Below are 24798 nucleotides of genomic sequence, written 5' to 3' on the forward strand. Positions count from 1 at the left end.
GCCCGCCACCGCGAGCCATATCGCCATGACCGACGACCTGCCGCAGGCGGCGCTTGCGGCCTTCTCCGCCGACTATTTCGAGGCCCGCGAGAAGTTCCGCCGCTGGGCGCCGTCGGCGGTCGCCTACCCCTCGGCCGCGAAAGGGCCGGGGGGCGAGGCGCTGTCCACGGATGTCGCCTGGTTCGGCGATCCGGCCGCGCCCAAGGTGTTCGTCACCGTGTCCTCGACCCATGGGGTCGAGGGCTATTGCGGCTCGGCCTGCCAGGTCGACTGGCTGGCGGGCGGCGGGCCGGGGCGGCTGGCGGCGGACGAGGCGGCGCTGGTCATCCACGCCATCAACCCCTACGGCTTCGCCTGGGACCGGCGCGTCACCGAGGAGGGCTGCGACCTCAACCGCAACTTCGTCGATTTCGCGGCCGGCGTGCCCGAGAACGCAGGCTATGACGAGCTGGCCGTCCACATCGTGCCGCCCGCCCTGGACGGGCCGGTGTTCGCGGCGGCCGAGGCCGCGGTCGCCGATTATCGCCGGCGCCACGGCGAGAAGGCGTTCCAGATCGCCCGCAAGTCCGGGCAGTACCGCCATCCGGCCGGCGTCTTTTTCGGCGGCTTCGCCCCCTCCGGCCCGCGCCGCACGCTGGAGCGGATCGTGGGCGACTACCGGCTGGCCGACCGCGCGCGCGTCGTCGTCGTCGACTTCCACACTGGCCTCGGCCCGTTCGGCTATGGCGAGATCCAGACCGAGCAGGTGGCGGGCCTCGACTGCTATCACCGGGCACGCACCATGTTCGGCCGCTCGGTCACCTCGTCGGAACTCGGCACCTCCACCTCGGTGGTGCTGAACGGCACGATGGACGGCTACTGGTATCAGTTGCTGGGCGACCGCCAGACCTATGTCTGCCTGGAATACGGCACCTTCGACCCCGAGAGCGGGCGGCGGGTGATGCGGCAGGACCATTGGCTGCGCGCGCATGGCGGCCCCAGCCCCGACCCGGCGCTGGCCGCCCGCTTCCGCGCCGAGATGCGCGCCCACTTCTTCCCCGACAGCGACGACTGGAAGGAAATGGTGGTTGCCCGCGCCCGCCAGGTGCAGCGGCAGGCGGTGGAGGGGCTGCGCGGCTAGCGCAGGGCAGGCTTCCGATGGCCGCCGTTCGCAACCTGATCCTTGTGCTCGGCGACCAGCTCACACCGAGCGTGTCCAGCCTTGCCGGTGCGGATCGGTCGCGCGACCGCGTGCTGATGGCGGAGCTTCGCTGCGAGGCGACCTACGCCTGGCATCACAAGAAGAAGATCGCGTTCCTCTTCTCCGCCATGCGCCATTTCGCCGAGGAACTGCGGGCCGCCGGATGGACGGTCGACTATATGAAGCTGGGCGGCCCGGACGATCCAGGCAGCTTCACCGGGCAGCTCGCCGTCGCCGTCGCCGAACATCAGCCAGAGCGGATCGTCGTCACGGAAGCTGCCGAGTGGCGGGTCCTGCGGGAGATGGAGGGGTGGCGGGCGCTGTTTTCGATTCCGGTCGATATCCTTCCCGACGATCGCTTCCTGTGTTCGCCCGACGCGTTCCGCGCCTGGGCCGCCGGGCGCAAGCAGTTGCGCATGGAGTATTTCTATCGCGACATGCGCCGGCGGACCGGATTGCTCATGGACGGCGATCAGCCGGCCGGCGGCAGATGGAACTTCGACAGCGAGAACCGGAAGCCGGCGGACATCGACCTGTTCATGCCGCGACCGATGGGGCGCCCGCCCGACGCCATCACCCGCGAGGTGCTGGAACTGGTCGCGGCTCGGTTCGGCGAGCACTTCGGCGATCTCGAACCCTTCTGGTTCGCCGTCACGCGCGCCGATGCCGAGGCTGCCTTTGCAGCGTTCGTCGCCGATGCCTTGCCCCATTTCGGCGACTACCAGGATGCGATGCTGGCGCGCGAGCCGTTCCTCTACCATTCGGTCATCGCGCAGTACCTGAATTGCGGGCTGCTTGACCCGTTGCGCGTCTGCCGGCAAGTCGAGGCCGCCTGGCGGGCTGGCAAGGCGCCGCTCAACGCCGCCGAAGGATTCATCCGGCAGATCATCGGCTGGCGCGAGTATGTGCGCGGCGTCTACTGGCTGAAGATGCCCGGCTACGCGCACAGCAACTTCTTCGGTCACACCCGGCCGCTGCCGGATTTTTACTGGACTGCCCGGACCGACATGGCCTGCGTCCGGGCGGTGGTCACCCAGACCAGGGAGCAGGCCTACGCCCATCACATCCAGCGACTGATGGTCACCGGCAATTTCGCGCTGCTGGCCGGGATCGACCCGCACGCGCTGCACCAATGGTATCTGGCCGTCTATGCCGACGCCTATGAATGGGTGGAACTGCCCAACACCGTGGGCATGAGCCAGTTCGCCGACGGTGGCCTGCTCGCTTCCAAGCCCTATGCCGCCAGCGGGGCCTACATCAACCGCATGTCCGACTACTGCCGATCATGTGCCTACGAGGTGAAGCAGCGCACGGGGCCGCGGGCCTGCCCGTTCAACGCCCTCTATTGGGATTTCATCGCGCGCAACCGTGAACTGGTCGGTGGCAATCCGCGCATGGCGCAGATGGTCCGGACCTATGACAATTTCGAGCCAGCCGAACGCCAGCGCATCGGCGACAGTGCGGCCAGCTTTCTGGCGAGCCTGTGATGGAACGGCGCTACACCAAGCCGAACCTGCCCGAGAAGACCTGTGCTGCCTGCGGACGGCCTTTCGCCTGGCGCAAGAAGTGGACGCGCGACTGGGATCAGGTGAAGACCTGCTCCGACCGCTGCAAGGCCGACCTGCGCCGCAAGGGCAAGGTGGTGCCGGAATAGACCGACCATCATCGTCGCGATGCCGGGGCCGGCCGGCCTCGGCATCGCGACGGGCCGGGGGCAGTGGGCCGGCCGGACCTCAGCCCAGCACCGCTGCCACCGCCGCTGCCGTCGTATCCACCAACTGGTCGATCTCGGCCTTGGTGATGACCAGCGGCGGAGCGAAGCCCAGGATGTCGCCGTGCGGCATGGCGCGCGCGATCAGGCCGCGCTCGACGCAGGCGGCTGCCAGCCGTGCGCCGACCTTGTCGGCTGTCTCGAAGCGGCGCTTGGTCTTGCGGTCGGCCACGAATTCGACGGCGGCCAGCAGGCCTTCGCCGCGCACCTCGCCCACATGGGCGTGGCCCGCCAGCCGGTCCCGCAGCCTGTCCTGGAGGTAGGCGCCGGTGCTGGCCGCGTTCTCCGTCAGCTTCTCGCGCTCGAGGATGTCGAGGTTGGCGAGCGCTGCCGCCGCGCAGACCGGGTGGGCGGAATAGGTGTAGCCGTGGCCGAACGGGCCGTACTTGGCCGACCCTTCCTCCAGCACCCGCCACACCCGCTCGCCGACGATGGCGCCCGACAGCGGCAGGTAGGCGCTGGTCAGGCCCTTGGCGATCGTCAACAGGTCGGGCTGAATGCCGTAGCGGTCGCAGCCGAAGCGGGTGCCGAGCCGGCCGAAGCCGCAGACCACCTCGTCGGCGATCAGCAGCAGGTCGTGGCGGCGCAGCACCGGCTGGATCGCCGCCCAGTAGCCGGCGGGCGGCGGGATGATGCCGCCGGTGCCCAGCACCGGCTCGGCGATGAAGGCGGCCACCGTCTCCGGCCCCTCGGCCTGGATCAGTGCCTCCAGCTCGTCGGCGCAGCGGCGCGAGAAGGCCTCCTCGCTCTCGCCGTCCGCGCCCTCCCAGTAGTGGTGCGGGTTTCGCGTGTGGCGGACCGGCCCCAGCGGCAGGTCGAAGGCGGTGTGGAACACCGGCAGCCCGGTCAGGCTGCCCGCGAACACCGTGCCGCCATGGTAGCCGCGATGGCGCGAGATGATCTTCTTCTTGGCCGGCCGGCCGAGGACGTTGTTGTAGTACCAGACGATCTTGGCCTGGGTCTCGTTGGCGTCGGACCCCGACAGCCCGAAATAGACCCGCGACATACCGGCCGGCGCCCATTCGATTACGCGTTCGGCCAGCAGGATCGCCGGCTCCGACGAATGCCCGGCATAGGCGTGATAGTAGGACAGGCCGTGCGCCTGGCGGGCGATGGCATCGGCGATCTCGGTCCGGCCATAGCCGACATTGACGCAGTAGAGGCCGGCGAAGCCGTCGAGATAGCGCCGTCCCTTGCGGTCGACGACGTGGCAGCCGTCACCGCCGACCATGATCCGCGGCTCCCCCATCGCACCCGAGGCGAAGTCCGCCAGGTGGGTGAAGGCGTGCAGCATGTGCCGGCGGTCGAGGTCTTCCAGCGACGGCGTGTTGGCGAGTGGGTTGGGGCTCATGGGGGCGTCTCCTTTGCCCCATCCTCTTCCATCGACGGCCGGCGGTTTGCCGGGTTTGGCGCGCCCGGCCGTGCGCTTCGTCGGCCGCAACCCGGGCCGTCCGGTGAATATTCGCCGGGGCGGCGGTCAGCCGACGCCGGCCATCAGCAGGCGCGCATTGTCGATCGCGTCCAGCACCGGCAGCCCGGTGCGGCGGCGCGCAGCGGCAGAGACCGGGCCGAAGCCGCCGCATTCGAACAGCAGCCCGGCGAGGTTCGCCTCGCGCGCGACCAGCCGGTCGATGGCGGCCAGCACGTCGCGCTCCAGGATGTCGGCGGTGATCTGGACCTCGGGCTGCGACATCCGCTCCCAGGATTCGCTGCCCTCGATGCCCATGACCGCGACCCGGTCGGGTGCGGCGACGCCCGCCAGCGGCAGCAGGTCGGGCGAGAAGTGGCGGGCGTCGAAGGTGAGCACGCCGATCCGGCCCCCCGGCCGGGCCGCTGCCAGCATGGACGGCAGCAGCAGCAGGCTGGACGTGGCGACGGGGATGCGGAGCACGGCCGCGATCGCCCGCTGGTGGCGCAGCGCGAAGCCGCAGGCGGTGGTCAGCGCCGCCACGCCCTCCTGCTCCAACGCGCGGGCTGCGGCCACGAAGGCCGCTTCCACGGCGGGGTCGCCGGCCACGACATTGTCGACCCAGGCGCCGCTCACCTGGCGATAGCGGACGGGGAAGTCGAAGGTGGCCGGGTTGCCGGGGCAGCCAACCAGCATCATCGGCGTGTTCGCAAGCTGCAGGATGCCGAGTGCCGCGGGTCTTGCCATCATCGGGCAAGTCTAGTGCCGGCTATCGCGACGATTGGCCGGCAATGGCCCCCTGTCGCCGAAGATTCCACGTGCGCCCGCGGCCTACAGCAGGTTCTCGACCTGGAACTGCGGCAGGCTCTTCACGACCTTGGTGACGATGTAGGTGAAGTAGCGGTCGATGCCGATCTCGCTGTCGAGCAGCCGGTCGATCATGGCCTGGTAGTCGTCGACGTCGCGCGAGGCGATCTTCAGCACATAGTCGATGCCGCCGCCCAGCGCATGGCACTCGACGATCTCCGGCACGGTCTGCACGAAGGCCTCGAACCGGCGGAAGTCGTAGGCGTGGTGGCTCTTCAGCGTCACCTCGGTGAAGAAGGTGTGGAGCTGCACCAGCGCCCGCAGGTTCACGGTGGCGTGGTAGGAGACGATCACCTTCTGCTTCTCGAGGCGCTGCATGCGCTCGAAGCAGGCGCTCGCGGACAGGTTGACCCGGTCGGCCAGGGCCGACTTGCTGATCCGCCCCTCCCGCTGCAGCGTCGCCAGGATCCGCACGTCGGCTTCGCTCAACGCGATGCGGCCGTCATTGCCGGCGCGCGCCTGCCATGCGCTTGAGCGGGCGGGCTCGGGCGCCGGGTGGCGATGGCGAACATGTCGATCCGGCACGTCGATGGTCAAGGTGCCACTATCCTCCGTCTCGGGGGCCGCAAGAACTGTGCCGGCTCCGCAAGGGATTCGCAAACCATTCGACGGGGTGCCACGCGGGGGCTACGCTCGGGCCAACGCCGGCAACGGGCATTGCCGGGTCCTTCCGAGGAGCAGCATATGACGAAGTTTTCCCGCGTCGGCGTGGCCGCGATGCTGCTCGCCTGTGGCGCGGCGGCGGCCCCGGCAGCCTGGGCGCAGGCCGCGGCCGGCGCCCCGTTCGATGGGGCCTGGGACGTGACCATCGCGTGCGCCCGCCACAGCGACGGCGCGCTGCCCTACACGTTCCGCTTCCCGGCACGGGTGGCGGGCGGGGCGCTGCGCGGCGAGCATGGTGCGGCCGGCATGGCCAGTTGGCTGCTGCTGGAAGGGCCGATCCAGCCCGACGGCACGGCCACCCTGGCGGTGAAGGGGCTGACCGGCGACAACGCCTACAACATGGGCCGCGTCCCCCAGCTCGTATCCTACGCCTATACGGTCAAGGCGACGTTCGCCGGAACGTCGGGCACCGGCGCCCGGGTCGAGGGGCGGGCCTGCGGCGTCACCTTCGCCCGGCGCTGACGGGGACAGGGCCATCATCTTCGGCTCTTTCGCGGCGCCCGCGACTGACGGCGCAATGCCGCCGCCATCGACTTCCACGCCGGGCTCGGGCCATTCGGCCATGGCGAGATCCACGCCGAGGAGGTGGCGGGGCTGGACTGCTGCCACCGGGAACGGGCGATGTTCGGCCGGTCGGTCACCACGCCGGAACTGGACACCTCGTCCTCGGTCGTCCTCGACGCGACCATGGACGGCTACCGGCATCGCATCCTGGGCGACCGGCAGACCTATGTCTGTCTGGAGTACGGCATCTTCGACCCCGCCCCCCGGACCGCTGATGCCAAAAGATACGCGACCCAAGGTAGACTGCCGGATGGACGACCTTCCGAGCGCGAACGACGCACCCCCGAAAGAGGCAGCCTGGCGGCAGAAGCTGAGGCGCCTCTACGTCGGCGAAAGTCTGGCGGCACGCCGTTTCCAGTGGTCGGCGGCGGCGATCGACATCGTGATCATTTCGTTCTTCATCCTGGCGCCCGTCCTCCAGGAAGAGCCCTGGTTTCTCTGGTTCGACTACGCCGTGGCCGTCCTCCTGACGGCGGACCTCGCGGCTCGCGCGGCTGCGGCGCGCGACCTGAGGCATTGGGTCCGGCAGCCGGCGGTGTGGGTGGACTTCGTGGTGCTCGCCACGCTGCTGGCCCCGCTCTGGCTCGCGAACCTGGGGTTCCTGCGCATCTTGCGCCTGTGGACGCTGTCCCAGAAGGATGTTTTCTGGCGGCCGCTGCGCAACAGCCGGCATCGGCATTGGGAAGACGTGGGCCGCGCGGGGATCAACCTCGTCACGTGCCTCTTCCTCATCACGGGCTTCGTCTTCACGGCGTTCGCCCGTCCCGGCTCGGGAATAGAAGGATATATCGACGCCCTCTACTTCACCGTGGCGACGGTCACGACGACAGGTTTCGGGGACATCACCTTGCCCGGAGCCGCAGGAAAGCTCACCTCGATCGTCGCCATGATCGTGGGGATCTCGCTGTTCGTCCGGCTTGCGCAGGCACTGTTCAAGCCGTTCAAGGTGCTCTACCCCTGCCCGCGCTGTGCGCTCCAGCGACACGAGCCGGACGCCGTCCACTGCCGAGCCTGCGGACATATTCTGGCCATTCCCGACCCCGGCGAATGATGACCGATCCCGCCTCGCCAGCGGCCGGCAGTCTCACGCCGCCGGTTCCAGCCCCTCGGCCTTCAGGGCCGTCTTCTGGCGTTTCTCCAGCGCCTTGCGGTCGAAGTCGTCGACCAGGCCATGGAACAGGCGGTGCCAGTTCAGCTCGGCGCCCAGGCGCAGGAAGACCGAGCCCAGGCCGATGGCGGCGCGGTCCATCAGGACGAACTCGCGCGGCGGGGTGACGCCGCCGATGCGGCGCAGCTCCTTGTGCACGCCGGCCGCCACCTCGGCGCCGTAGAGGCCGCTCTTGGAGGCCTGGATCGGCTGGGTGCGGTCGACCATCAGCGGCGAATAGACGAAGCGCGCCCAGCGGTTCATCACCGCGATCAGCTCGCGGCTGGGGGCAACGAAGCCCCAGGTCTCGTAGGCGTGGACGGCCAAGGCCTCGTCCTCGTCGCGCAGCGCCTTGTAGAGGTCGATAACGCCGGCCACGAAGGACGGGCGGAAGATGCGGATGCAGCCGAAATCCAGCAGGTTCACCGCGTCGCCCTCGCCCAGCGTGTAGTTGCCGAGATGCGGGTCGCCATGGATGACGCCATAGCGATAGAAGGGCACGTACCAGGCCTGGAAGAGGTTGCGGGCAATCGCGTTGCGGCGCTCGACCGGCGCGGTCTCGGCCTCTGCCAGCGACGTGCCTTCCAGCCAGGTCATCGTCAGCAGCCGGTCGGTTGACAGCTCTGGCAATGCTTCCGGCACATGGACGCCGGCCTCGCCCTTCAGCATGCGGCCATAAAGGCCCATGTGGCGGGCCTCGCGGCGATAGTCGAGTTCCTCGCGCAGGCGGTCGGTGATCTCGGCGCGGATCTCCTGCATGCCGACCGAGCGGTCGTAGCGCTGGTAGATCGAGAAGGCCAGGCCGAGCTGGCGCAGGTCGGCCTCCACCGCCGATCCCATGTCGGGATATTGCAGCTTGCAGGCAAGCAGCCGGCCGTCGAGTGCGGTCGCCCGGTGCACCTGGCCCAGCGAGGCCGCGCGCGCGGCCTCGCGCTCGAACTCGGCAAAGCGGGCGCGCCACCCCTCGCCCAGTTCGGACGTCATGCGGCGGCGCACGAAGGGCCAACCCATGGCCGGCGCATGCGCCTGCAACTGCTGCAACTCGCGGACATAGGCATCGGGCAGGGCGTCGGGGATGGTGGACAGCATCTGCGCCACCTTCATCAACGGTCCCTTGATGCCGCCCAGTGCCGCCCGCAGGTCGGCCGCCTGGCGGTCCTGGTCGCCCTTCATGCCGAACAGCCGGCCGCCGGCGACGCGGGCCGCCACCCCGCCCACGGTGGTCGACACTTGGGCATAGCGGCGCAGCCGGCCGCCGAAGCTGTTCTCGGATGCCATCGGCGGCTACCGGTCCCTCATTCCAGCCGCTCCAACTCGTCGATCATGCCCTCGATCACGCTGAGGCCGCGACGCCAGAAGGCGGGGTCGGCGGCATCCAGCCCGAACGGCGCCAGCAGCTCGCCATGGCGCTTGCTGCCGCCCGCCCGCAGCATGTCGAGATACTTCTCGGCGAAGCCCTCCTCGGCACCCTGGTAGACGGAATAGAGCGAGTTCACCAGGCAGTCGCCGAAGGCATAGGCATAGACATAGAAGGGCGTGTGGATGAAGTGGGGGATGTAGGCCCAGTACCACTCATAGCCCTGGCCCAGGCGGATCGCCGGCCCCAGGCTCTCGGTCTGGGTCTCGCGCCACAGCAGGCCGATTTCCTTGGCCGTCAGCTCGCCCTCGCGCCGGCGATCGTGCAGCCGGCGCTCGAACTCGCACATCGCCACCTGGCGGATGGCGGTGTTCAGCATGTCCTCGACCTTGGTGGCCAGCATGATCTTGCGCCGCGCCGGGTCGGTCTCGGCCCGCAGCATGGCGCGGAAGGTCAGCATCTCGCCGAAGACGGACGCGGTCTCGGCCAGGGTCAAGGGCGTGTCGGCCAGCAGCGGCCCCTGGCCCGCGGCCAGGATCTGGTGCACGCCATGGCCCAGCTCGTGGGCCAGCGTCATCACGTCCCGCGTCTTGCCCTGGTAGTTGAGCAGCAGGTAGGGGTGGGCGCTCGGCACGGTCGGGTGGGCGAAGGCGCCCGACGCCTTGCCGGGCTTCACCGGCGCGTCGATCCAGGCGGCGTCGAAGAAGCGCCGGCCGATCGCCGCCAGCTCGGGCGAGAAATGGGCGTAGGCGCCCAGCACCGTGTCGCGCGCCTCGGCCCAGGGGATGACGCGGTCGTCGTCGCCCGGCAGCGGCGCGTTGCGGTCCCAATGGTCGAGCTTCTCTACCCCGAACCACTTGGCCTTCAGGGCATAATAGCGGTGCGTGAGACGCGGGTAGGACTCGCGGGCGGCCGCGAGCAGGGCGTCCACCACCTCGTCCTCGACGAAGTTGGAGAGGTTGCGGGCCGAGATCGGGCGCGGGAAGCCGCGCCAGCGATCCTCGATCTCCTTGTCCTTGGCCAGCGTGTTGGTGACGAGCGCGAAGAGCCGCGCATTGTCGCCCAGCACCTGGCCCAGGCTCATGGCGGCCGCCTGCCGCACCGCGCCGTCGCGGTCGGACATGCGGTGCAGCACCTCGGCCATGGTCAGCTTCTCGTCGCCCAGCGGGAAGCGCAAGGCCGCCGTCGTCTCGTCATAGAGGCGGACCCATGCCGACCGGCCGGCGACCGACTTGTCGTGCAGCAGGCGCTCGACCTCGTCGGATAGCTGGTGCGGGCGGAAGGCGCGGGTGTCGGCGATCCAGGGCGCATAGCGGGCGAGTGCGGGCGCGGCCAGCTTGGCCGCCATGTCCGCTTCCTCGATGCGGTTCAGCTCGAGCGTGAAGAAGATCAGGTCCGAGGTGATCTCGGTCACCTGCTCCTGCATGGTCTGGTAGAAGCGGCCGATCGTCTCGTCCGACATGGCGCGGGAATGGACGAGCTGGCCATAGCTCATGATCCGGCCCAGCAGGTCCTGCAGCCGCTCGTAGGACGCCAATGCCTCTGCCAATCCGTCGCCGGAAAGGCCCGCCAGCTTGCCCTCATAGGCTGCCCGGAACGCCTTGGCATCGGCACCCGCGCGCGTGATGTCGGCCGCCAGCTCGGCCGAATCCGGGGCGGGGTAGAGGTCGCTCAGGTCCCATTCCGGGAGCGCGCCGATGGGGGCCGATGCCGCGTTGCTTGCCATGTCTCGTCCTGATGGTCGAAGATTCCGTCTGCTGCCATATAGGGCGCCGGGCCGGCCCACGCCAATGGCCCCGCGCAAATGGCGACCGGCGACAGGCCGGCGCAACCGCAGCTCGGGAGGGGAAGTACGGCGCATGCAGTTCGATCGGTGGCAGTCCCTGCCGGCAATGCTGTTCGACGTGGCGTCGGGCCATGCCGCGCAGCCCTTCCTGGTCGCCAAGCGCAACAAGGTGTGGGAGCCGATCGACTACGCCACGGCCGTGGCGCGCATCCGGGCGCTGGCCGCGGCACTGGTGGCCCAGGGCATCCGCCCGGGCGATCGCGTGGCGCTGGTGTCGGAGAACCGGCCGGAATGGATCATCGCCGACTTCGCGATCATGGTCGCGGGCGCCATCACCGTGCCGGCCTATACCACCAACACCGTGGCCGACCACGTCCACCTGCTGTCCAACAGCGGCGCGCGGGCGGCCATCGTCTCGACGCCGGCTTTGATGCAGCGGGTGACGGCGGCCGCCGCCCAGTTGCCCGACATCGCCTTCCTGGTGGCGATGGCGCCCGAGGCCGGGCGGCAGTCGCCGGTGCCGGTGCTGGCCTGGGACGAACTGCTGGCCGCCGGTGCCGCCCTGCCGGACGCCGCCGACGCCCGCATCGCCGCCATCGGCCGCGACGATGTCTGCTGCCTCATCTACACGTCCGGCACGGGCGGCGTGCCCAAGGGCGTGATGCTGAGCCACGCCAACCTGATGGCCAATGCCGAGGGCGCGTACCGCGCGCTGCTGACGCTGGGCGTCGACCGCGAGGTGTTCCTGTCCTTCCTGCCGATGTCGCACGCCTACGAGCACACGGCCGGCACCATGTTCCCGATCTCGGTCGCGGCCCAGATCTGGTTCGCCCAGGCGGCCGACACGCTGGCGGCGGACATGCTGGACGCCAAGCCGACGCTGATGACGGCCGTGCCGCGCCTGTACGAGACGCTCTACGAGCGCATCCGCCGCGGGGTGGAGCGGCAGAGCCCGACCAAGCAGAAGCTCTTCGCGCTGGCCCTGGCGCTCGGCCGCAAGAAGGCGCTGGAGCCGCGCAGCCTGACCTTGTGGGAGCGGGTGCAGGACCTGGTCGTCGACCGGCTGGTGCGCGACAAGATGCGGGCGCGCTTCGGCGGCCGGTTGAAGGCGCTGGTGTCGGGCGGCGCCCCGCTGAACCCCGATGTCGGCCTGTTCTTCACGGCACTCGGCCTGCGCCTGTTGCAGGGCTATGGCCAGACCGAGGCCTCGCCGGTGATCACGGTCAACACCCCGCTGGCGCCGCGCCTGCACACGGTTGGCCCGCCGCTGCACGGGGTCGAGGTGCGCATCGCCGCGGATGGCGAGATCCTGGTGCGCGGTCCCAACGTGATGAAGGGCTACTGGCAGGACCCGGAGGCGACGGCGCGCGCCGTGGTCGACGGTTGGCTGCATACGGGCGACGTCGGCCATTTCGATCCCGACGGATACCTGATCATCACCGACCGGAAGAAGGACTTCATCAAGAATGCCGGCGGCGACATGATCGCGCCGCAGCGGATCGAGGGGCTGCTGACGCTGGAGCCGCTGATCGCCCAGGCGATCGTCCATGGCGACCGCCGTCCCTACCTGGTCGCCCTCCTGGTCCCGGACGAGGAACGGGCCAAGGAGTGGGCGGCGGCCCACGGCAAGTCGCAGGACCTGCACCAGCTCGTCGACGACGAGGCCTTCCGCAAGGCGGTGGGCGAGGCGGTGGCGCGCGCCAATGCCGGGTCTCCCTCGTCCGAGCGGGTGCGGCGCTGGGCCCTGGTGGCCGAGCCCTTCTCGGTGCCGAACGGCCTGCTGACCCCGACCTTCAAGATCCGTCGCCACCGGATTCGCGAGGTCTACGGCACGACGCTCCAGCAACTCTATGATTAGGCAGGTTTTGATCGCTTGATTGGGCGTCCGGGCGGATGCACCATCGGCCGAGCGCATCCCCCCGATGCTGGAGGACGGTTTCCATGGCGATGGACAGGATCACGACCCGGGCGGCCTGGAAGGGCTCCGAGGTCGACTACCGGACCGAGATGATGCACCGCTTCACCGATGGCGAGGTGGCCGAGATCGACGCCGCGCTGAAGGCCTGCGGCGAGCGCGACATCCCGGAGATCACGCCCGCGACCTTCCCGCTGCCGACCTTCGCGGCCAGGCTGTCGGCGCTGCGCGGCGAGCTGCTGGACGGGCGCGGCGTCGTGCTGATGCGCGGCTTCCCGCGGGACCGCTATTCGCCGGACGAGATGGCGCGGGTCTATGTCGGGCTCGGCGCCCATCTGGGCCAGCCGGTCGCCCAGTCCTGGCAGGGCCAGCTTCTCGGCAGCGTCATCGACATCTCGGACGTGATGGAGAAGGTGCGCGGCTACAATGCCGGCGGCGGCCAGCATTTCCACATCGACGGGTCGGCCTGCGACATCGTCTCGCTGATGTGCCTGCGGCGCGCGCTGTCGGGCGGGGCCAGCCGCATCGTCTCGGTGTCGGCCATCCACAACCAGCTACTGGATACGCGGCCCGACCTGCTCGAGGTGCTCTATCGCGGCTACTACTTCCGCAACCACGAAATGGACGCCAAATATTCGCTGTTCCCGCCACAGAGCGCGGACCGTATCCCGGTCTTCACCCAGAAGGACGGTCGGCTCACCGCTGTCATCGATTCAGGCAGCCTGCGCTACGCGGTGCAGCAGGGCGGCGTCACCATGTCCGACCTGGAGATCGAGGCGTATGACGAACTCCAGCGGCTGGCCCGGTCGGAAGAATACTTCCTCGACATGAACTTCGAGGAGGGGGACATCCAGTTCCTCAACAACCGCGTCATCATGCATGCGCGCACCAACTACGAGGACGACGCGGATGTGACCAAACGTCGCCATCTGCTGCGCATGTGGCTGCGGGTCGACGACTGGCCGGCACGGCCGCCGCAGCAGGTGTTCCTCAGCGATGCCGATTGCAGCCACTGGCAGGCGCAGAACCGCCGGCCCTTCATGGAACTGCCGTCGCGCTATCTGGCCGAAATGGCGGCGATGCAGGAGCGTCGGCGGCGCGAGAAGACCGTGCTGACGCCGGCGGCGACCGCCGGGCGGGCGCCCAGCGCGCGCGGCTGGCACGAGGATCGCGACCGGGCGGCGGGTTGATCCCGCCGTCCGCATGGGTGGAATGCGCCGGGTGCATGTCGGCTGTCGCTGGCATACCATGTGCACACCGGCGTCTTGGATGGGTCGGGCCTGAGCGGGAGTGCGTGCGGTGGAAATGAAGCGGATCGAGACACGGGCGGCCTGGAAGGGCTCCGAGGTCGACTACCGAACCCAGATGATGCATCGCTTCGTCGACGACGAGGTGGCCGAGATCGATGCCGCGCTGAAGGTGTGCGGCGAGCGCGACATCGCCCAGATCACGCGCGAGAGCTTCCCGCTGCCCACCATGGGGGCGACCCTGTCGCGCCTCCAGGACGAGCTGCTGGACGGCACCGGCGTGGTCCTGATGCGCGGCTTCCCGCGCGAGCGCTATTCGTCGGACGAGATGGCGCGGATCTATGTCGGGCTGGGTGTCCATCTCGGCCGGCCGGTGGCGCAGTCCTGGTTCGGCCAGCTGCTGGGCAGCGTCATCGACATCAGCGACATCGTCGAGAAGGTGCGCGGCTACAATGCCGGCGGCGGCCAGCATTTCCATATCGACACGTCGGCCTGCGACATCGTCTCGCTGATGTGCCTGCGCCGGGCGCAGTCGGGCGGCGCCAGCCGCATCGTCAGCCTGTCGGCGATCCACAACACCATGCTGGAGACCCGGCCCGACCTGCTCGAGGTCCTCTATCGCGGCTACTACAACCATCACCACGAGATGGATGCCAAGTATGCGGTGACCCCGCCGCTCAGCGCCAACCGCATCCCCGTCATCACCCAGACCGACGGCCGCCTGACCGGCGTCATCGATTCCGGCAACCTGCGCTACGCCGTGCAGATGGCCGGAATCACCTGGTCGGCCGAAGAGATCGCGGCCTATGACGAGCTGCAGCGGCTGGCCAAGTCCGAGGAATACTTCCTCGACATGAACTTCGAGGAAGGGGACATCCAGTTCCTCAACAACCGCTGCATCATGCATGCGCGCACCGACTATGACGACTATCCGGAGGTGTCGCGCCGCCGCCACCTCCTGCGCCTGTGGCTGCGCGTCGACGCCTGGCCGCAGCGGCTGGCCGAGCAACTGTTCCTCACCGATGCGGACACGACAAACTGGCTGAAGAACCGGCGGCCCTTCATGGAGCTGCCGTCGCGCTACATCGCCGAGATGACGGCGACCCAGGAGAAGCGTCGGCGCGAGAACAGCCTGCTGACGCCCGAGGTCACCTCCAGCAAGTATCCCAGCGCCAAGGGCTGGCAAGAGGAGCGCGACCGCCGCAAGGCCGGCTGACGCCGCCCGCGAGCCAGGTCGCCCGACGAAACGAACGAACAGAGAGGTCCCCGATGAGCGCCAACGGTTCCAGCAAGACACCCTCCACCGGCCTGATCCTGCCGCGGCGTCGCTTCATGCAGTTGGCCGCCGCCGGCGCTGCCGCCACGGCCATGCCGGGCAGCCTCGCCTGGGGCCAGGGTGCCAAGCCGCCCAAGGGCACGCGCAAGGGCCAGGTGGTGGTCGGCATCTCGCAGGAGCCGACGGTGTTCAACCCGCTGCGCGCGCGCATCGAGGTGGACGAGGGCGTCCACATGAACCTGTTCAGCCCGCTCTGGTCGATCGACGCCAAGGGCAACCTGGTGCCGCAACTCGCGACCGAGATCCCGACCGTGGAGAATGGCGGCGTCTCGGCCGATGGCCTGAGCTGGAAGATCAAGCTGCGCCCGGGCGTCACCTGGCATGACGGCGCGCCCTTCACGGCCGAGGACGTGAAGTACACGCTGGACCTGATCAACGACACGAACTTCCCGGCGATGCTGCGCTCCGGCCACAACCAGGTGCGCGACATCAAGATCATCAGCCCGACCGAGATCTCCTGGCGCATGGAGACGTTCTTCGCGCCCTACTTCTCGGTGCTGGCCTGGACCTACATCGTGCCCAAGCACATCCTGGGCGCCGGCGGCGATCCCAAGGATTCGCCCTTCAACAACAAGCCGGTGGGCACCGGCCCCTTCAAGTGGGTCGAGCGTCGCCCGGGCGACCACATCCTGCTGGAGGCCAACGACAAGTTCTATGGCGAGGGGCCGTTCATCGAGAAGCTGATCTTCAAGTACATCCCGGACCTGACGGTCCTGAAGACGCAGTTCCAGACCGGCGCCATCGACCATATCGGCCTGCAGGGCATCACCGCCGACAACTTCGCCGAGGCCAAGGGCTATGCCGGCCGCAAGGTGCAGGCGGCACCGCTGCCCTTCATTGAGGCAATCGTCCTCAACAACGACCGGCCCTACTTCAAGGAACTGGCGGTCCGCCAGGCGCTCTACGCGGCGATGGACAAGGCGACCATCATCAAGGACATCTTCTACAACGTCCCGCGCCCGACCGAGACCTACCTGCCGCAGGAATCCTGGGCCTACAACACCAACCTGCCGGCGCAGAAGTACGATCCGGCCCTGGCCAAGAAGCTGCTGGACGATGCCGGCTGGAAGCCCGGTGCGGGTGGCGTGCGCGAGAAGAACGGCATGAAGCTGGACTTCACGACCTCCACCACGGCCGGCAACCATCTGCGTGAGCAGACCCAGCAGTTCCTCCAGCAGGGCTGGCAGGAAATCGGCGTCAAGGTCACCATCAAGAACTTCCCGCCGGCCGTCATGTGGGGCGACTACTGGCGCAAGGGGCAGTTCGATACGGCCATGGCGGGCTCGGTTTATTCCGTCGGCTCCGATCCCGACCCGTCCGAGCGGCTGAGCAGCGCCTCCATCAGTTCCAAGACCGGCACCGGCCAGAACACCTCGGCCTATTCGAGCGAGGCCGTCGACAAGCTCCTGAAGGACAGCCAGACCGAGGTCGACCGCGAGAAGCGCAAGGCCAACTACCTGAAGGTCCAGGAGATGGTGCGCGCCGACCTGCCGATCCTGCCGATCTATCAGTGGAGCATGATCGAGGGCGTGAAGTCGGGCCTCGTCGGCTACGAGCCAAACGTCAACTACCGTTCCAACTGCTGGAACATCAACACCTGGTACTGGGCGTGATCGGCCTGGGCGGGCCGGCGCCGGCCGCGGAGGCAAAATGAGCAGCTTCCTCCTGCGCCGGCTCGCCCAGAGCCTGGTGCTGCTGTGGATCGTCTCGATGATCGGGTTCGCGCTCCTGCACCTGACGCCGGGCGGTCCGCTGTCGCAATTCACCAACACTCCCGGCATGACCGACGAGGACCTGCGCCGCCTGGCGACGCAGATGGGCCTCGATCGGCCATTGCCGGTGCAGTACCTGGAATGGTTCGGCCGCCTGCTGACAGGGGACTGGGGCCGCTCCTACCGCGACGACAACCCCGTCCTCTACGTCATCGGCTCGCGCCTGGGCGCCACCCTGCAACTGATGGTGACGGCCACCCTGATCGCGGTGCTGGTCGGCGGCGTCATCGGCGTCATCGGCGCGGTGAAGCGCTATTCCTTCTTCGACCAGCTCGTCACCATCGGCGCCATGATTGCGCTGTCGATCCCGACCTTCTGGTTCGGCCTGGTCGTCATCTACGTCTTCTCGGTGAAGCTGGGCTGGCTGCCGCCCGGCAACATATCGCCGGTCGGCAACGAGTCCTTCATCACCTTCCTGCACCATCTCATAGGACCCTCCATGGTCCTGGGGCTGGTCACGACCGCGATCTGGAGCCGCTTCATGCGCTCCTCCATGCTGGACGTGATCAACCAGGACTATGTGCGCACCGCCCGCGCCAAGGGCCTGTCGGAGCGGATCGTCCTGGTGCGCCACGTGCTGCGCAACGCGCTCCTGCCGATGATCACCATCGCCGGGCTGGAGGTGCCGACCCTGCTGTCGGGGGCGCTCGTGACCGAGACGGTCTTCACCTGGCCCGGCATGGGGCGGCTCTTCCTCGATTCCATCGGCTACCGCGACTACCCGGTGGTCATGGGCCTGCTCACCTTCACCGCGATCCTGGTGATCATCGGCAACCTGCTGGCCGACGTGCTCTACGTCGTCGCCGACCCAAGGATCCGGCTGCAATGACCGCCGACACCGCCCTGGCACCACACGGCGCGCAGACGCTGCGCCGGTCGACGCGCTACCGCACGCTGCGCCGCTTCACCCGCCATCGCCTGGCGATGTTCGGGCTGGTGGTGATCGTGCTGCTGGTGCTGGCCTGCGCCATCGGCCCCAGTCTGGTGCCCTTCGACCAGTTCCAGCTCAACATGCGGGCGCGCTTCCGCGAGCCCTTCTCGGGCCCGCACCTCATGGGCACCGACGAGCTCGGCCGCGACATGCTGGCCCGGCTGCTGATGGCCGGCCGCATCTCGCTCACCATCGGCTTTGCGGCCATGGTCATCGCGGTCACGGTCGGCACCATCGTCGGCACGGTGGCCGGCTTCTATGGCGGGGCGATCGGCGCCGTGCTGATGCGCTTCGTCGATGCCGTGCTGTGCTTCCCCACCATCTTCCTGCTGCTGACGCTGGCGGCCCTCGTCAGCCCCGGCATCATGACCATCACCCTCATCATCGCGCTGACGGCGTGGATGGAGGTGGCGCGCGTCGTCCAGGGCCAGATCCGGGCCTTGCGCGAGCGCGACTTCGCCGTCGCCGCCGAGGCCATGGGCGCGCCCGACCGCTGGATCATGTTCAAGGAGTTGCTGCCCAACGCGGTGGCGCCGATCGTGGTCGCGGCCACGCTCATCATCGCCCGCGGCATCCTGCTCGAATCCTATGTCAGCTATCTCGGCTATGGCATCCAGCCGCCGGTGGCGAGCTGGGGCAACATGCTGGAGAAGGCCCAGCAGTACCTGACGACCGCACCCTGGCTGGCGCTGCTGCCCGGGCTGATGATCACGCTGGCGGTCTCCAGCTTCAACTTCCTGGGCGACGGCTTGCGCGACGCGCTCGATCCGCGCAGCGAGCTGTCATGAGCGGTAATTCCAAGGCGGGCGGGGCCGACCAGCCGCTGCTCCAGGTGCGCGACCTGACGGTCGAGTTCCGCGGCCAGACGGGCCGGGTGGCGGCCGTCAACGGCGTCAGCTTCGACGTGCGGCCGGGCGAGACGCTGGCGCTGGTCGGCGAATCCGGCTCCGGCAAGAGCGTCACCAGCCTTGCCATCATGCGCCTGATCGGCCGGGGCGGCGGCAACAAGGTGGGCGGCAGCATCCTGCTGCGCCGGCGCGACGGCAGCACGGTCGACCTTCTGGCCGTCGACGACGCCACGATCCGCGACATCCGCGGCACCGAGATCGCGATGGTCTTCCAGGAGCCGATGACCTCGCTGAACCCGGTCCACACCATCGGCGCGCAGGTGGCCGAGGGCATTATCTTCCATCGCCGCGTATCGAAGAAGGCCGCGCTCGACGAGGCGGTCGAGCTGCTCGACCTCGTCGGCATCCCCGAGCCCCGGCGGCGGCTGGCCAGCTTTCCGCACCAGCTTTCGGGCGGCATGCGCCAGCGCGCGATGATCGCGGTAGCACTCGCCTGCAAGCCCAGCCTGCTGATCGCCGACGAGCCGACGACGGCGCTCGACGTCACCATCCAGGCCCAGATCCTGGAGCTGATGCAGCATTTGCAGCGTCAGACCGGCATGTCGATCGTCTTCATCACCCATAATCTGGGCGTGGTGGCCGAGGTGGCCGACCGGGTGCTGGTCATGTATGCCGGCCGCATCGTCGAGCAGGCGCCGGTGGTGCCGATCTTCGGGCGGCCGCTGATGCCCTACACCCAGGGCCTGCTGCGCTCGGTGCCGCGGCTCGACATGGTGGGCGGCGTGCATGAGGAACTGCACGCCATCCCGGGCAACGTGCCCGACCCCACGGCGATGCCGGCGGGCTGTGCCTTCCATCCGCGCTGCGCCCATTTCCAGCCGTCGCTCTGCGACACCGCGGTACCGGCACTGGAACTGGCCGAGCCCGAACATTCCGTCCGCTGCGCCCGCTGGCGCGACGTCAGCCAGGCGGTGCCCGCATGACCGAACAGCCCAAGCCCGTGCCGGGCGCCCCCGTGCTGGAGGTCGACGGCCTCGTGAAGCACTTTCCCATCGGCGGCGGCCTGTTCGGCCGCAGCCGCGACAAGGTGCGCGCGGTCGACGGCGTGTCCTTCAGCGTCGCCAAGGGCGAGGTGCTGGGCCTGGTCGGCGAGTCCGGCTCCGGCAAGACCACGGTCGGGCGCACGGTGCTGCGCCTCGATACGCCGACCGATGGCGCCATCCGCTTCCTCGGCCATGACATCACCCGCCTGAGCCGCGGCCAGCTCCGCCCCTTCCGGCGGCAGATGCAACTCGTCTTCCAGGACCCGTTCTCGTCCTTGAACCCGCGCATGCGGGTCGACCGCATCGTCGGCGCGCCGCTGGCCATCCACGAGCCCGCCATGCCGCTCGCCGAGCGCAACGGCCGGGTCGAGGACGCGCTGGCCATGGTCGGACTGCCGCGCAACTCGGGCGAGCGCTTCCCGCACGAGTTCTCGGGCGGGCAGCGCCAGCGCATCGGCATCGCGCGCGCCCTCATGCTGCGGCCGGAGCTGCTAGTGGCCGACGAGCCCGTCTCGGCGCTGGACGTGTCGATCCAGGCCCAGGTGGTGAAGCTGCTGCTCGACGTGCGGGCCAAGCTGGGCCTCACCATCCTCTTCATCGCCCACGACCTGGCGGTGGTGGGGCACGTCTCGGACCGCGTCGCCGTCATGTATCTGGGCAAGCTGGTGGAGATCGCCGACACCCGCACACTCTTCCGCGACCCGCGCCATCCCTATACCGAGGCGCTGTTCTCGGCCGCTCCGGTGCCCGACCCCACCATCCGGCGCCAACGCATCGTGCTGAAGGGGGATATCCCGAGCCCGATCAACCCGCCGTCCGGCTGCGCCTTCCGCACCCGCTGCCGCTATGCCCTGCCGGTCTGCTCGGTCGAAGTGCCGCCGCTGCGCGAGGTCGGCAAGGGCCACCTGAAGGCGTGCCTGCGCGACGACCTGAACCTCGTGCCCTGGCAGACCGGGGCCGGCGACGCGGTCCGGCCGGCCGCCGTCTGACCCCGAAATGACCGCTGCATCCACGCCCGGCCGCCGGCTGGTCGATCTGCTGGCGCGCCCGCGGGTGCTGGCCGCCCCCGGCGTCGCCGACGCACTGTCGGCCCGCCTGGTCGCCGAGGCCGGCTTCGATGCCGTCTACATGTCGGGCGACGCCACCACGGCCGTCCGCCTGGGCCAGCCCGATGTCGGCCTGCTGACCATGAGCGAGATGGTCGACAATGCCGCGCGCATCGCCGACGCGGTCGACCTGCCGGTCATCGCCGACGCCGACACCGGCTATGGCGGCCCGGTCAATGTCCGCCGCACGGTGCGCGAGTACGAGCGCGCCGGCGTCGCCGCCATCCAGATGGAAGACCAGGTCTGGCCCAAGCGTTGCGGCCATCTGGCGGGCAAGCGGGTGATCCCCGCGGCCGAGATGGCGGCCAAGGTGAAGGCCGCCGTCGATTCCCGCCGCGACCAGGATTTCCTCATCATCGCCCGCACCGACGTGCTGGCGATCGAGGGCTTCCAGGCGGCCCTCGACCGTGTCGGCCTCTATCGCGAGGCCGGCGCCGACATCCTTTTCGTCGAGGCGCCGACCAGCCTGGAACAACTCGCGGTCATCGGCCGCCTGCCGGCGCCGACCATGTACAACGCGTCCGCCAGCGGCCGCACGCCGATCATCGACCAGGACGAACTGACCCGGCTCGGCTTCGCGCTGGCCATATATCCCGGCCAGGCGACCTTCGCGGCCATCGCCGCCATCCGGTCGGTCCTGCGCCACATCCGCGAGACCGGCGACCCGCGCGACATGCCGGTGCCGCTCGCCAGCTTCACCGACTATGTGACGCTGCTGGGGCTGGAGGCGGTGCGGGACTTCGAGGCGGCCCACGGCACGCCGGAGGACCAGCAGGTCGGCATCTGACGGGCCTGCGGCGGCTACTCGGCCGCTGCCGCCATCGCGTCGTCCCGGCCGCGCGCCGCCTGCTCCAGCCAGCGCAGCAGGCGCGGGTCGTCGCAGGCCGTCACGTTGAAGCGCATCCAGGGCGAGGGTTCCAGGTTCGGCCGGAACACGACGCCCGGCGCCAGCACGATGCCCTGGGCGGCGGCGGCGCGCGTCAGCGGCATGGCGTCGGCGATGTGGGGGAAGCGCGCCCACACGAACATGCCGGCATCGGGCTCGGTGAAAAGCTCCAGGCCGATGCGCTCGAATGCCTGGATGACGGTGATCCGCGCCTCGGCGATGCGCTTGTGCAGCCGGGTCAGGAACTTGCGGTAGTGGCCGTCCACCAGCATGGCGTAGAGCACGCGCTCGACGAACTGTGAGCTGGTGATGTTCGACAGCATCTTGATGTCGGCCAGGTCGTCGACGATCGACTGGCGGGCGGCCACGAAGCCGACGCGCAGGCTACCCGACAGGGTCTTGGAGAAGCTGCGGGCATAGATCACCCGGTCGAGTTGGTCGAGCGAGGCCAGGCGCGCGGTGGGGCGGGTCTGGAGGTCGCAGAAGATGTCGTCCTCGACCACCAGGAAATCATGCCGCCCGGCCAGTTGCAGCACGCGGAAGCCGACATGCGGGCTCATGTCGGTGCCGGTCGGGTTCTGCAGGACGGACTGGGTGAAGTAGATTCGCGGCCGATGCTCGGCCGCCAGCCGCTCCAGCGCGTCCAGGTCTGGACCGTCGGGGTTGCGCGGCACCGCCAGCAACCGGGCGCCATGCAGCCGCAGGTTGCCGAAAAGGTTGTAGTAGCCGGGATCGTCGACCAGGACCGCGTCGCCTGGCCGCACGAACTGCCGCATGATCAGGTCCAGCGCCTGGCTGGTGCCGTGGGTCAGCAGGATCTGCGCCGGCCCGGCCGCGATGCCGCGCTCCGACAGCAGCAGGGCCAGATGCTCGCGCAGCGGCAGGTAGCCGAAAGGGTTGCCGTACTCGATCAGGTGGGGTCCCGCGCGCCGGGCGACCGCCGCCAGGCTGCGCCGCAGCCCCATTTCGTCCAGCCAGGCATTGGGCAGCCAGGGGCCGCCCGCCAGGATCGTGCCCTCGCCTGCATGCAGCAGCCGGCGGATCAGCGACACCAGCTCCTCGTTGCGCTTCTGTCCCTCGGTCGGCGGCAGGTGGCCCGGCTCCTCCCGGACCGCGGTCGTGAAGAAGCCGGCCCCGCGTCGGGCTTCCAGATAACCGAGCGCCACCAGCCGGTCATAGGCCTCCACCGCCGTGAAGCGGCTGATGCCGTGGACGTCGGCGAACTTGCGGATCGACGGCAGCTTGGCGCCGGCGCGCAGGAAGCGGTCGTCGATCTGCCGGCGGATCGCGCCCACCACCTGGTCGACCAGGGGTGTCGGGTCGCCGGGATTTATGGCGATCGGATGCATGATCCCAATGCCTCCACGAGACTGGCCTGCTGCCACGGCCGGTACAGAGTCGGGAAATGTCTCTGCAACTGTACATGTTTGTCTGGAAGATTGGCAGCCATTGTCAGTCCTCCAATCACGAGTGCAGGGAGATTGCCATGACTTCGATTTCCGTTGCCGATCGCCCGTCCCAGCCCGACCTTGGCGCGGTCAAGACGCGCCAGCAGGGTGCGTGGTCCTTCGGGGACTATGCGATCGTCGGCACGACGCTGCAGCTCGTCGGCGAGCAGTTGTGCGAAGCCACCGACTTGCGCGCCGGAAGCGAGGTTCTCGACGTTGCCGCCGGTAACGGCAACGCCTCCCTCGCGGCGGCCCGCCGCTGGTGCCGCGTCACCTCCACCGACTATGTCCCGGCCTTGCTGGAGCGCGGCCGCGAGCGCGCGGCGGCCGAGCGGCTCGACATTCGCTTCCAGCAGGCCGATGCCGAGGCGCTGCCCTTCGCCGACGCGTCGTTCGACGCCGTAGTCTCCACCTTCGGCGTCATGTTCACCCCCGACCAGGACCGCGCCGCGGCCGAGATGATCCGCGTCTGCCGCCCGGGCGGGCGCATCGGGCTCGCCAACTGGACGCCGGACGGCTTCATCGGCCAGCTCTTCAAGACCATCGGCGCCCACCTGCCGCCGCCGGCCGGGGTGAAGTCGCCCGCCCTCTGGGGCACCGAGGCCCGCATCCAGGAGATGTTCGGGCCCGACGCCGCCACGATCCAGGCGACGCGGCGCAGCTTCGCCTTCCGCTACCGCTCGGCCGCCCACTGGCTGGAGGTGTTCCGCACCTATTACGGCCCGGTGCTGAAGGCGTTCGCGGCCCTCGAACCGGCAGCCCAGGCGGCGCTGGAGGCCGATCTCGTCGCCCTCATCGGCCGCTTCAACCGCTCCGGTGACGCCACCATGGTCGCCCCCAGCGACTATCTCGAGATCGTCGTAACCCGGCGCTGAGGCCGGGCGTGACCCATATCGATCCGGCCGACGACCCGTGCCGGAAATGGCGGCCGGTCAGCCGGGGTGCCGCGCCTCGAAGGCGGCGATCCGGTCGGTCATCCGCAAGGTGAGGGACAGCGTGTCCAGCCCCTCCAGCAGGCAGCGGCGGCGGCGCGGGTCGATGGCGAACGGCGCCTCGGTCCCGTCGCTGTCGGCCACCACCTGGCGTTCCAGGTCGACCGTCAGCCGATGGCCGGGCCGGGCCTGGAGCAGGGTCAGAAGACGGGCAACGGTATCGGGCGGCAGCGTCACCATCAGCAGCCCGTTCTCGAAGGCGTTGTTGGCGAAGATCTCGCTGGCGCCGGGGCTGAGCACCGCCCGGATGCCGTAGTCGAGCAGGGCGAAGATCGCATGCTCGCGCGACGAGCCGCAGCCGAAATTGGCGCCCGCCACCAGGATGCCTGCATCGCGCCATGCCGGCCGGTTCAGCGCGAAATCGGCCCGCTCCTGGCCCGCACCATCGAAGCGCTCGTCGTGGAAGAGGCAGTCCGCCAGCCCGTCCTGGGGCCGGCGGTCGACGAAGCGGGCGGGGATGATGCGGTCGGTGTCGATGTCGGCCTCGGGCAGGGCGGCCGCGACGGCCGTCAGCCGGGTGAAGGCGCGCAT

22 protein-coding genes and 1 pseudogene are annotated in these 24798 nt (G+C 69.2%); 16 read left to right on the forward strand and 7 right to left on the reverse strand.

Annotated features, from left to right (window positions below):
• Positions 1-25: 25 nt before the first annotated feature.
• From STVA_RS03640 to STVA_RS03650, 3 genes are read left to right on the forward strand one after another with little or no spacing between them, the layout of a single operon-like run.
• The gene (locus STVA_RS03640) at positions 26-1120 is read left to right on the forward strand and encodes a DUF2817 domain-containing protein (RefSeq protein ID WP_123694117.1); all 1095 of its coding nucleotides are present in this window, start codon (positions 26-28) and stop codon (positions 1118-1120) included.
• A gap of 17 nt (positions 1121-1137) precedes the next feature.
• Positions 1138-2667, forward strand: a complete 1530-nt coding sequence (locus STVA_RS03645) for a cryptochrome/photolyase family protein (protein ID WP_123694115.1) — start codon at positions 1138-1140, stop codon at positions 2665-2667.
• Positions 2667-2834 (forward strand): DUF2256 domain-containing protein, encoded by a 168-nt coding sequence (locus tag STVA_RS03650; protein WP_123694113.1) that lies wholly within the window; start codon positions 2667-2669, stop codon positions 2832-2834. The genes STVA_RS03645 and STVA_RS03650 overlap by 1 nt, the downstream gene beginning before the upstream one ends.
• A 79-nt stretch (positions 2835-2913) precedes the next feature.
• On the opposite strand, the gene STVA_RS03655 is transcribed toward STVA_RS03650, so the two are convergent.
• The 3 genes from STVA_RS03655 to STVA_RS03665 all read right to left on the reverse strand — a co-directional run bounded on the left by STVA_RS03655 (position 2914) and on the right by STVA_RS03665 (position 5763).
• Positions 2914-4302: an aminotransferase gene (locus STVA_RS03655; RefSeq protein ID WP_123694111.1), complete on the reverse strand. Its 1389-nt coding sequence runs from the start codon at positions 4300-4302 to the stop codon at positions 2914-2916.
• Positions 4303-4428: 126 nt separating this feature from the next.
• Positions 4429-5109, reverse strand: coding sequence for an aspartate/glutamate racemase family protein (locus STVA_RS03660; protein WP_123694109.1), 681 nt, complete (start codon positions 5107-5109; stop codon positions 4429-4431).
• An 81-nt stretch (positions 5110-5190) separates the two neighbouring features.
• Positions 5191-5763: an Lrp/AsnC family transcriptional regulator gene (locus tag STVA_RS03665; protein WP_245978514.1), complete on the reverse strand. Its 573-nt coding sequence runs from the start codon at positions 5761-5763 to the stop codon at positions 5191-5193.
• A gap of 147 nt (positions 5764-5910) precedes the next feature.
• On the opposite strand from STVA_RS03665, the gene STVA_RS03670 reads away from it, so the two are divergent.
• From STVA_RS03670 to STVA_RS03680, 3 genes and pseudogenes are all read left to right on the forward strand, one after another.
• The gene (locus STVA_RS03670; RefSeq protein ID WP_123694107.1) at positions 5911-6351 is read left to right on the forward strand and encodes a hypothetical protein; all 441 of its coding nucleotides are present in this window, start codon (positions 5911-5913) and stop codon (positions 6349-6351) included.
• A 108-nt stretch (positions 6352-6459) separates the two neighbouring features.
• Positions 6460-6591 (forward strand): annotated as a pseudogene (locus STVA_RS28505) (hypothetical protein); the annotation flags it as partial.
• 112 nt (positions 6592-6703) lie between these two features.
• On the forward strand, positions 6704-7504 hold the full coding sequence (locus STVA_RS03680; RefSeq protein ID WP_123694105.1) for a potassium channel family protein: 801 nt from the start codon (positions 6704-6706) through the stop codon (positions 7502-7504).
• A gap of 33 nt (positions 7505-7537) precedes the next feature.
• Here the strand turns inward: STVA_RS03680 and STVA_RS03685 are convergent, their stop codons facing one another.
• Together STVA_RS03685 and STVA_RS03690 are read right to left on the reverse strand one after the other, a co-directional pair.
• Entirely contained in the window at positions 7538-8878 is a 1341-nt protein-coding gene (locus STVA_RS03685; RefSeq protein WP_123694103.1) for an ABC1 kinase family protein, read from the reverse strand.
• Positions 8879-8895: 17 nt separating this feature from the next.
• On the reverse strand, positions 8896-10683 hold the full coding sequence (locus STVA_RS03690) for a M3 family oligoendopeptidase (RefSeq protein ID WP_123694101.1): 1788 nt from the start codon (positions 10681-10683) through the stop codon (positions 8896-8898).
• 133 nt (positions 10684-10816) lie between these two features.
• On the opposite strand from STVA_RS03690, the gene STVA_RS03695 reads away from it, so the two are divergent.
• The 9 genes from STVA_RS03695 (at position 10817) to STVA_RS03735 (ending at position 21728) form a co-directional block, all read left to right on the forward strand.
• On the forward strand, positions 10817-12601 hold the full coding sequence (locus STVA_RS03695; protein WP_123694100.1) for an AMP-dependent synthetase/ligase: 1785 nt from the start codon (positions 10817-10819) through the stop codon (positions 12599-12601).
• A gap of 83 nt (positions 12602-12684) precedes the next feature.
• Positions 12685-13848, forward strand: a complete 1164-nt coding sequence (locus STVA_RS03700) for a TauD/TfdA family dioxygenase (protein ID WP_170216658.1) — start codon at positions 12685-12687, stop codon at positions 13846-13848.
• 115 nt (positions 13849-13963) lie between these two features.
• Positions 13964-15121 (forward strand): TauD/TfdA family dioxygenase, encoded by a 1158-nt coding sequence (locus STVA_RS03705; RefSeq protein WP_123694096.1) that lies wholly within the window; start codon positions 13964-13966, stop codon positions 15119-15121.
• Positions 15122-15174: 53 nt separating this feature from the next.
• Positions 15175-16854, forward strand: a complete 1680-nt coding sequence (locus STVA_RS03710; RefSeq protein ID WP_123694094.1) for a peptide ABC transporter substrate-binding protein — start codon at positions 15175-15177, stop codon at positions 16852-16854.
• A 37-nt stretch (positions 16855-16891) separates the two neighbouring features.
• Positions 16892-17842: an ABC transporter permease gene (locus STVA_RS03715; protein ID WP_123694092.1), complete on the forward strand. Its 951-nt coding sequence runs from the start codon at positions 16892-16894 to the stop codon at positions 17840-17842.
• Positions 17839-18732 (forward strand): ABC transporter permease, encoded by an 894-nt coding sequence (locus tag STVA_RS03720; RefSeq protein WP_123694090.1) that lies wholly within the window; start codon positions 17839-17841, stop codon positions 18730-18732. Before STVA_RS03715 ends, STVA_RS03720 begins: the two co-directional genes overlap by 4 nt.
• Positions 18729-19775, forward strand: a complete 1047-nt coding sequence (locus STVA_RS03725; protein ID WP_123694088.1) for an ABC transporter ATP-binding protein — start codon at positions 18729-18731, stop codon at positions 19773-19775. Before STVA_RS03720 ends, STVA_RS03725 begins: the two co-directional genes overlap by 4 nt.
• Positions 19772-20824: an ABC transporter ATP-binding protein gene (locus STVA_RS03730; RefSeq protein ID WP_123694086.1), complete on the forward strand. Its 1053-nt coding sequence runs from the start codon at positions 19772-19774 to the stop codon at positions 20822-20824. The genes STVA_RS03725 and STVA_RS03730 overlap by 4 nt, the downstream gene beginning before the upstream one ends.
• Positions 20825-20831: 7 nt before the next feature.
• Positions 20832-21728 carry an isocitrate lyase/PEP mutase family protein gene (locus STVA_RS03735; RefSeq protein ID WP_123694085.1) on the forward strand — a complete coding sequence of 299 codons (897 nt, stop codon included), beginning with the start codon at positions 20832-20834 and terminating at the stop codon, positions 21726-21728.
• A gap of 14 nt (positions 21729-21742) precedes the next feature.
• On the opposite strand, the gene STVA_RS03740 is transcribed toward STVA_RS03735, so the two are convergent.
• Positions 21743-23176, reverse strand: a complete 1434-nt coding sequence (locus tag STVA_RS03740; protein WP_123694083.1) for an aminotransferase-like domain-containing protein — start codon at positions 23174-23176, stop codon at positions 21743-21745.
• A 137-nt stretch (positions 23177-23313) separates the two neighbouring features.
• Between STVA_RS03740 and STVA_RS03745 the strand changes: the two genes are divergently transcribed.
• The gene (locus STVA_RS03745; protein ID WP_123694081.1) at positions 23314-24150 is read left to right on the forward strand and encodes a class I SAM-dependent methyltransferase; all 837 of its coding nucleotides are present in this window, start codon (positions 23314-23316) and stop codon (positions 24148-24150) included.
• Between the two features lie 57 nt (positions 24151-24207).
• On the opposite strand, the gene leuD is transcribed toward STVA_RS03745, so the two are convergent.
• Positions 24208-24798, reverse strand: a complete 591-nt coding sequence (gene leuD, locus STVA_RS03750; protein WP_123694079.1) for a 3-isopropylmalate dehydratase small subunit — start codon at positions 24796-24798, stop codon at positions 24208-24210.

This window comes from Stella humosa, assembly GCF_006738645.1.
GTDB classification, from domain to species: Bacteria; Pseudomonadota; Alphaproteobacteria; order ATCC43930; family Allostellaceae; genus Allostella; species Allostella humosa.